At 70.6% G+C, this 6,697-nt stretch carries 6 protein-coding genes; all 6 read left to right on the top strand.

Going from position 1 to position 6,697, the window contains the following annotated elements; translation table 11 throughout:
- Nucleotides 1-508: DUF1217 domain-containing protein (locus tag MZTS_RS21590; RefSeq protein ID WP_192285373.1), on the top strand; the 508-nt coding region annotated here is incomplete at its 5' end.
- A 4-nt stretch (nucleotides 509-512) separates the two neighbouring features.
- A complete protein-coding gene (gene flgF, locus MZTS_RS21595) occupies nucleotides 513-1,238 on the top strand; it encodes a flagellar basal-body rod protein FlgF (protein WP_192285374.1) in 726 nt (241 codons plus the stop codon).
- Nucleotides 1,239-1,260: 22 nt separating this feature from the next.
- Nucleotides 1,261-2,589, top strand: a complete 1,329-nt coding sequence (gene fliI, locus MZTS_RS21600) for a flagellar protein export ATPase FliI (protein WP_192285378.1) — start codon at nucleotides 1,261-1,263, stop codon at nucleotides 2,587-2,589.
- A gap of 82 nt (nucleotides 2,590-2,671) precedes the next feature.
- Nucleotides 2,672-3,883 (top strand): flagellar hook protein FlgE, encoded by a 1,212-nt coding sequence (locus MZTS_RS21605; protein ID WP_192285375.1) that lies wholly within the window; start codon nucleotides 2,672-2,674, stop codon nucleotides 3,881-3,883.
- An 81-nt stretch (nucleotides 3,884-3,964) separates the two neighbouring features.
- Nucleotides 3,965-5,431, top strand: coding sequence for a flagellar hook-associated protein FlgK (gene flgK / locus MZTS_RS21610; protein ID WP_192285376.1), 1,467 nt, complete (start codon nucleotides 3,965-3,967; stop codon nucleotides 5,429-5,431).
- A gap of 10 nt (nucleotides 5,432-5,441) precedes the next feature.
- Nucleotides 5,442-6,494, top strand: a complete 1,053-nt coding sequence (locus MZTS_RS21615) for a flagellar hook-associated family protein (RefSeq protein WP_192285377.1) — start codon at nucleotides 5,442-5,444, stop codon at nucleotides 6,492-6,494.
- The last annotated feature ends 203 nt before the right edge of the window (nucleotides 6,495-6,697 follow it).

Below are 6,697 nucleotides of genomic sequence, written 5' to 3' on the forward strand. Positions count from 1 at the left end.
GACGATCCGCAACGCGCCGCTCTCGACCGCCGACAGGACCGCCGTCGATATCGGCTTCGGAACCGCCCTGGGACCGGATACCATGGCGCAGACGGTCACGGCGGCCTATCTGCGGCAGACCCTGGAGAGCGATGCGGGCGACGAGGATACGGGCGTGCGCCTCGCGCTCTACTTCGCCCGCAAGGCGCCGACGCTGACGAGCGCCTACGACATCCTCGGCGACAGCGCCCTGAGCCAAGTCGCCAACACCGTGATCGGCCTGCCGGCATCGAGCGGGGCGACCACGAGCGAGGCCCTGGCCAAGCGCGCGGCGAAGATCGCGGAGAAGATCGACATCGCCAGCTTCCGCGATCCGGCCAAGGTCGATGCCTTCGTGCGGCGCTTCGCGGCGGTCTGGGATGCGCAGAACAACACCGCGAGCGCGCCGGTGCTGGCCCTGTTCGCCGGCGGCGGCAGCATCGATGCCGAGACCCTCGCGAGCCTCCAGACGACACGGGCGCGGAGCTAGGGCGATGCAGAACAGCCTCTACGTCGCCCTGTCGAGCCAGATCGCCCTCGAAAAGCGCCTGACCACCACCGCCAACAACGTCGCCAACATGGCGACCGCCGGCTTTCGCGCGGAGGAGGTGTCTTTCTCGGAGCTGCTCGCGAAGTCGAGTCGCGGCGACGTCGCCTTCGTCGATGCCGGTAAGACCGCCCTGTCGCGGGTGGCCGGCCCGACGACGAAGACCGATTCCGCCCTCGACGTCGCCGTGCAGGGCGATGCGTGGCTCGGCGTGAAGGGGCCGAAGGGCACCCTCTATACCCGCGACGGGCGCCTGACGATGGATGCCAACGGCCAGCTGCGCACCGTCGGCGGCCTGCCGGTCGTCGATCCCGGCGGCGGGCCCCTGCTGCTCGATCCCCAGGCCGGCCCGCCGGTGATCGGCCGCGACGGCAGCATCCACCAGGGCGTCAACCAAGTCGGCGCCCTCGGCCTGTTCACCCTCGATCCCAAGGCCAAGCTGACCCGGTCGGGCGAGAACGCGGTGGCCGCGAGCATGCCCGGCCAGCCGGTTCAGGATTTCACCCGGCTCGGCATCGTGCAGGGCTATATCGAGGGCGCCAACGTCAACCCGATCCTGGAGATGACGAAGCTCATCGCCATCCAGCGCGCCTTCGAGAGCGCGGCGACCATGACCTCGGAGGCGGAGAACACGCTGACCGGCGCGGTGAAGACCCTGGGTCCGCAGGGCTGACCGCGCCATGACGAGCGATACCATCACGAGCAACGCCATCGAGCGCCTGGACCGGGCGATGGAGGCCGGGCGCCGCGATCTGCCGCTGGTGCGGATCGCCGGCGCCGTCCGCGAGGTCACCGCCACGGCGGCGCGGGTCGCCGGGATCTCGCCCTTCGTGCGCCTCGGCGACCGCATCGGCTTTACCGGCGGGGGCCGCGTGCAGGTCGGCGAGGTGGTGCGCATCGATGCCGCCGGCGCGACGGTGAAGCCCTTCGAGAGCCGGATCGAGGCCGGCATCGGCAGCCTCGCTCACCGCATCGGCCCCGCGCAGCTGCGCCCGGACCCTCGATGGAAGGGCCGGGTCGTCGACGCCCTCGGCCGGCCGGTCGACGGGCTCGGCCCGCTGCAGGAGGGCGGCGACAGCGTCGCCCTCGACGCCGACCCGCCCTCGGCGATGACGCGGGCACGGGTGAAGACGCCGCTGCTCACGGGCGTGCGGGCGATCGATCTGTTCACGCCGCTCTGCGCCGGACAGCGCATCGGCATCTTCGCCGGCTCGGGCGTCGGGAAGTCCACCCTGCTGGCGATGCTCGCGGGCGCGGAGGGCTTCGACAGCGTCGTGGTGGCGCTGGTGGGCGAGCGCGGCCGCGAGGTGCGCGAATTCCTCGAAGGTCCCATCGCCGCCGTCCGCGACCGCGCCGTGATCGTGGTCTCGACCGGCGACGAGAGCCCGATGATGCGCCGCCAAGCGCCCAAGGTGGCGCTGGCGGTGGCCGAATCCTTCCGGGATCGCGGCGAGTCGGTGCTGCTCATCGTCGATTCGGTGACGCGCTACGCCCATGCCGCCCGCGACGTGGCGCTGGCCGCCGGGGAGCCTGCGGTGGCGCGGGGCTATCCGCCGAGCGTGTTCTCGGACCTGCCCCGCCTGCTGGAGCGGGCCGGCCCCGGCGCCGAGGGGAAGGGTGCCATCACCGGCATCTTCTCGGTGCTGGTGGATGGCGACGACCACAACGACCCGGTGGCCGACTCGATCCGCGGCACCCTCGACGGCCATGTCGTGCTCGACCGCGCCATCGCCGAGCAGGGCCGCTACCCGGCCATCGACCTGCTCGGCTCGATCTCGCGCCTCGCCGGCGAGGTCTGGAGCGGCGACCAGCGCGAATTGGTGCGCAAGCTCAAGACGATGATGGCCCGCTTCGAGGAGACGCGGGACCTGCGCCTCATGGGCGGCTACCGCGCCGGCAGCGATCCCGACCTCGATCAGGCGGTCACCCTGGTCCCGCGGATCTACGAGGCGTTGCGGCAGGAGCCCGGCCAGCCGCCGAGCCGCGACGCCTTCCTCGAACTCGCCCAATCCCTGCGGGGATGAGCGTGCCGAACCGTCCCTTCAGCCCCGCGCAAGCGACGCCGTGTCCATTGCGCCCGCATTCGAGAGTCAACGAGGTGTCCGCATGAGTCTCATCGGCGTGCTCCGCACCGGCGTCTCCGGCATGAACGCCCAGTCGAACCGTATTTCGACGGTGGCCGAGAACATCCAGAACGCCAACACCACCGGCTACAAGCGCACCTCGGCGGAGTTCTCGTCGCTGCTGCTCGATTCGGGCGATGTCGGCACCTACAATTCGGGTGCGGTCGAGACCACGCTGCGCCGCTCCATCGGCGAGCGCGGCCCGATCAGCTCGACCAATTCGGACAAGGATCTCGCGATCCAGGGCAACGGATTCTTCGTGGTGCGGGACGAGAGCGGCGCGCCGTTCCTGACCCGGGCCGGCAATTTCGTGGTCGACGGCAAGAGCGGCAACCTCGTCAACGCCGGCGGCTTCACCCTGTTGGGCTACAGCCTCGCCAACGGCGCCCCGAATCCGGTCCTCAACGGCGTCGCCGACCTCAAGCCGGTCAATGTCAACGTGATGGGGCAGGAGGCGCGCCCCTCCACCAACGCGACGGTCAGCGGAAATCTCTCCTACGAGACACCGGTCTACGATCCCACCGCAGCGGGGGCGATCGGGTACTCGAAGAAGAACTCGCTCAAGGTCTACGACAATGTCGGTCAGCCGCTCATCCTCGATGTGCAGATGACCAAGACCTCGACCAATACATGGTCGGTGAAGTTCTTCGATCCGGCGGCGCCGACCGTCTCCCTCGGTTCCAGCACCGTGACCTTCGACGGCAACGGCAAGGTCAGCAGCGGCGGCTCGGCGAATGTGGCGGTGCCCAACGGCCGCACGGTGGCGGTCGACATGAGCGGCCTGACCCAGCTCTCCGGCGCCCATGCCCTGACCGGGACGGCGGACGGCTCGGCGCCCACCGCCGTGACCGGCACCGCCTTCGGCGAGGACGGGACGGTCTACGCGATCTACACCGACGGCACCCGCAAGGCGGCCTTCAAGGTGCCGCTCGCCGATGTGGAGAGCCCCGACAACCTCTCGCCGCGGGCCGGCAACGTCTTCACCACCAGCACCGCGTCGGGGGATGTCCAGATCGGCTTCGCCGGCCAGGGCGGGCGCGGCACCCTGAAGGCGGGCTCCCTCGAGCAGTCGAACGTCGATGTCAGCACCGAGCTGACCACGATGATCGAGTCGCAGACGGTCTACACCGCCAATTCCAAGGTGTTCATGACCGGCAACGAGCTGCTCGAAACCCTGATGAACCTGAAGCGCTGACGGCTCGCCCGTCGTCGCATCCGGGCGCGTCCTGCCACAGGCGGACGCGCCCGCCTCGCCCCGCGTCACAGGAACCGGCCGATGGGTCTCTCCGTCGCTCTCAACACTGCGCGAACCTCGCTGCTCGCGAGTTCGAACCAGATCGCGGCCACCGCGCGCAACGTCGCCGGCGCGAACGACCCCGGCTATTCGCGCAAGATCGCCACGCTGATCCCGGGCACCGGCGGCGCCACGGTGACGATCACCCGTGCCAGCGACGCGGCGCTCTATGCCCGTACGCTCTCGGCCTCGTCGGACGCGGCCCGCAGCGAGGCGGTGCTCGACGGCCTGACCCAGCTCGCGCAGACGGTGGGCGATCCCAGCGATCCGACCTCCCCGGCCGCCCGCCTGTCCCGCTTCCAGGCGGCGCTCCAGAGCATGGCCAACCAGCCGGACAAGCCGGCGCTGGCCCGCGATGCCGTCGAGGCCGCCAAGGCACTGGCCGGAAGCCTCCGGGAAGCGGCGGAGGCCATCCACGCCAGCCGCGCGGAAGCCGACAAGGGGATCGCGGATTCGGTCTCGCGCCTCAACGACCTTCTCGGCCGGTTCGACGCCGCGAACAGCGCCGTCACCCGCGCCGTCTCCAACAATGCCGACGCCAGCGACGCCCTGGACGACCGCGACCGCATCCTGACCGCGATCTCGCAGGAGATCGGCGTCACGGCCGTGGCGCGCGCGAACGGCGACGTCGCGCTCTACACCGATGGCGGCGTCACCCTGTTCGATCGCGGCCCCCGGGCGGTCGGCTTCGCACCGACCTCCGCCTTCGCCGCCGGCACCAAGGGCAGCGCCGTAATCATCGACGGCGTGGCGGTGACCGGTGCCGCCTCGCCGATGCCGCTCGCCTCCGGGCGGATCGCCGGCCTCGCCGCCCTGCGCGACCAGACGGCGGTGACCTACGAAGCCCAGCTCGATGCCCTGGCCGGCGGCCTGATCGACGCCTTCGCCGAGACCGACGCCGTGCCGCCCCTCGGCGCTCCGAAGGCCGGCCTGTTCACCGCGGGCGGCAGCGCGACCCTGCCCGCAGCCAGCGCGGCCGGGCGGACCGGTCTGGCATCGACGATCGCGGTCAACGCGGCGGTCGATCCCGACCGGAACGGCGATCTTGCCCTGCTGCGCAGCGGCGGCATGAACGGCACCGATTACGTCGATCCCGCCGCGGGCGGCGACGCCGCCTATACCGGCCGCCTGCGCGGCTTGGTCTCGGCGCTCGGCCAAACGCGATCCCTCGACCCGGCCCTCGACCTCGGCACCGCGTCCGACCTGCCCAGCCTCGCCGCGGCCTCGGCCGGATGGCTCGAGGCCCAGCGCAAGGACGCCTCCGCGAGCGCCTCCTACCAGAAGACCCTGCTCACCCGGGCGAACGAGGCGCTCTCGAACGTCGTCGGGGTGAACGGCGACGACGAGACCGCCCTCGCCCTGCAGCTGGAGCGCTCCTACAGCGCCTCGGCCAAGATCATCGCGGTCATCGACGATCTGCTCAAAGCCTTCCTCGACTCGGTGCGGTGACCTCAAAGCCATGATGACGACCGGCTACATTTCGAGCTTCACCCTCTGGAACGCCCCGCGCACCGGCGTCGGGCGCCTTCAGACCGAGCTCGCCACGGCGACCAAGGAGATCGCCACCGGCCGCTACGCCGATGTCGGAGCGACCCTCGGCGGGGGCGTGGCCGAGGCCTTCGGCCTGCGACGGCAGAGCGCCCTGCTGGCGGCCCTGACGCAGAGCAACACGGCGGCCCAGCACCGGCTCGACACCTCCCAGGCGGCGCTCAAGGAGATCCAGGCCGCCGCCGATCAGACCCTGAAGGAGATGGCCTCCCTCCCGGCCGACAAGCGTGCGGCGGCGGTGGCGGCCTCGGCCCGCACCCGCCTCGCCGCGCTCACCGCCGCGCTCAACACCAGCGCGGACGGCCAGGCGGTGTTCGGCGGCACCGATAGCGGGAGGCCGCCGCTGACTGCCTATGACGGGGTTCCGACCTCGGCCGCGAAGTCTGCGGTCCAACAGGCCTTCAGCGACTACTTCCACTTCGCGCCGGGCGATTCCGCGGCGGCCGGCGTTTCCGCAAGCTCCCTCAAGAGCTTCATCGAGGGCCCGGTCGCGGATCTGTTCACCGCCTCGAACTGGGCCGGCACATGGTCGGAAGCGTCCGACCGCACCATCGACAGTCAGATCTCGCTCACAGAGACCGTGACCACCTCGGCCAGCGCCAATGCCGAGCCGTTCCGCAAGCTCGCCATGGCCTATGTCGTCGCCTCGGCGATCGGCCTGCCGAGCTTCTCGAACGAGGCGCAGGAGGCGGCCACCGGCAAGGTCATGGAACTTCTGAGCCAGGGGAGCAGCGGCCTCACGGCGATGCAGGCCGATCTCGGCCGCTCGCAGAGCCGCATCACGGATGCCAACGAGCGCATGACCAAGCAGAGCGCGCTGTTGACCGGCCAGATCCACGATCTCGAAAGCGTCGATCCGGCGGAAGCCAAGAGCCGCGTCGATGCCATCACCACCCAGATGCAGATGTCCTACGGGCTGACCGCGCAGCTGCGCAGCCTCAGCCTGATCAACTTCCTCTCCTGACCGCGCGCTTTCCCGAACCTTCCACGGAGCATCGGGTTTCGATGTATCGCATGTCCTATTCCGAAATCATGGAGGATGCGCCCGATCTCGGCCGCGCCCGCGAGCGGGAGGCCTTCGACCGGGCGCTCGGCCTGCTCCAATCGGCCGAGGCGCGAGGCGTGACGGCGGGCCACGAGCGGACCGCCGCGATCAGCTACGTCCAG

Origin of the sequence: Methylorubrum zatmanii, from assembly GCF_014845115.1 — a bacterium.
GTDB classification, from domain to species: domain Bacteria; phylum Pseudomonadota; class Alphaproteobacteria; order Rhizobiales; family Beijerinckiaceae; genus Methylobacterium; species Methylobacterium zatmanii.

Excerpts from the sequence above, each read along its gene's own strand:
- flgF (WP_192285374.1), top strand. The coding sequence starts at position 513 with ATGCAGAACAGCCTCTACGTCGCCCTGTCGAGCCAGATCGCCCTCGAA.
- MZTS_RS21605 (WP_192285375.1), top strand. The coding sequence starts at position 2,672 with ATGAGTCTCATCGGCGTGCTCCGCACCGGCGTCTCCGGCATGAACGCC.
- flgK (WP_192285376.1), top strand. The coding sequence starts at position 3,965 with ATGGGTCTCTCCGTCGCTCTCAACACTGCGCGAACCTCGCTGCTCGCG.
- MZTS_RS21615 (WP_192285377.1), top strand. The coding sequence starts at position 5,442 with ATGATGACGACCGGCTACATTTCGAGCTTCACCCTCTGGAACGCCCCG.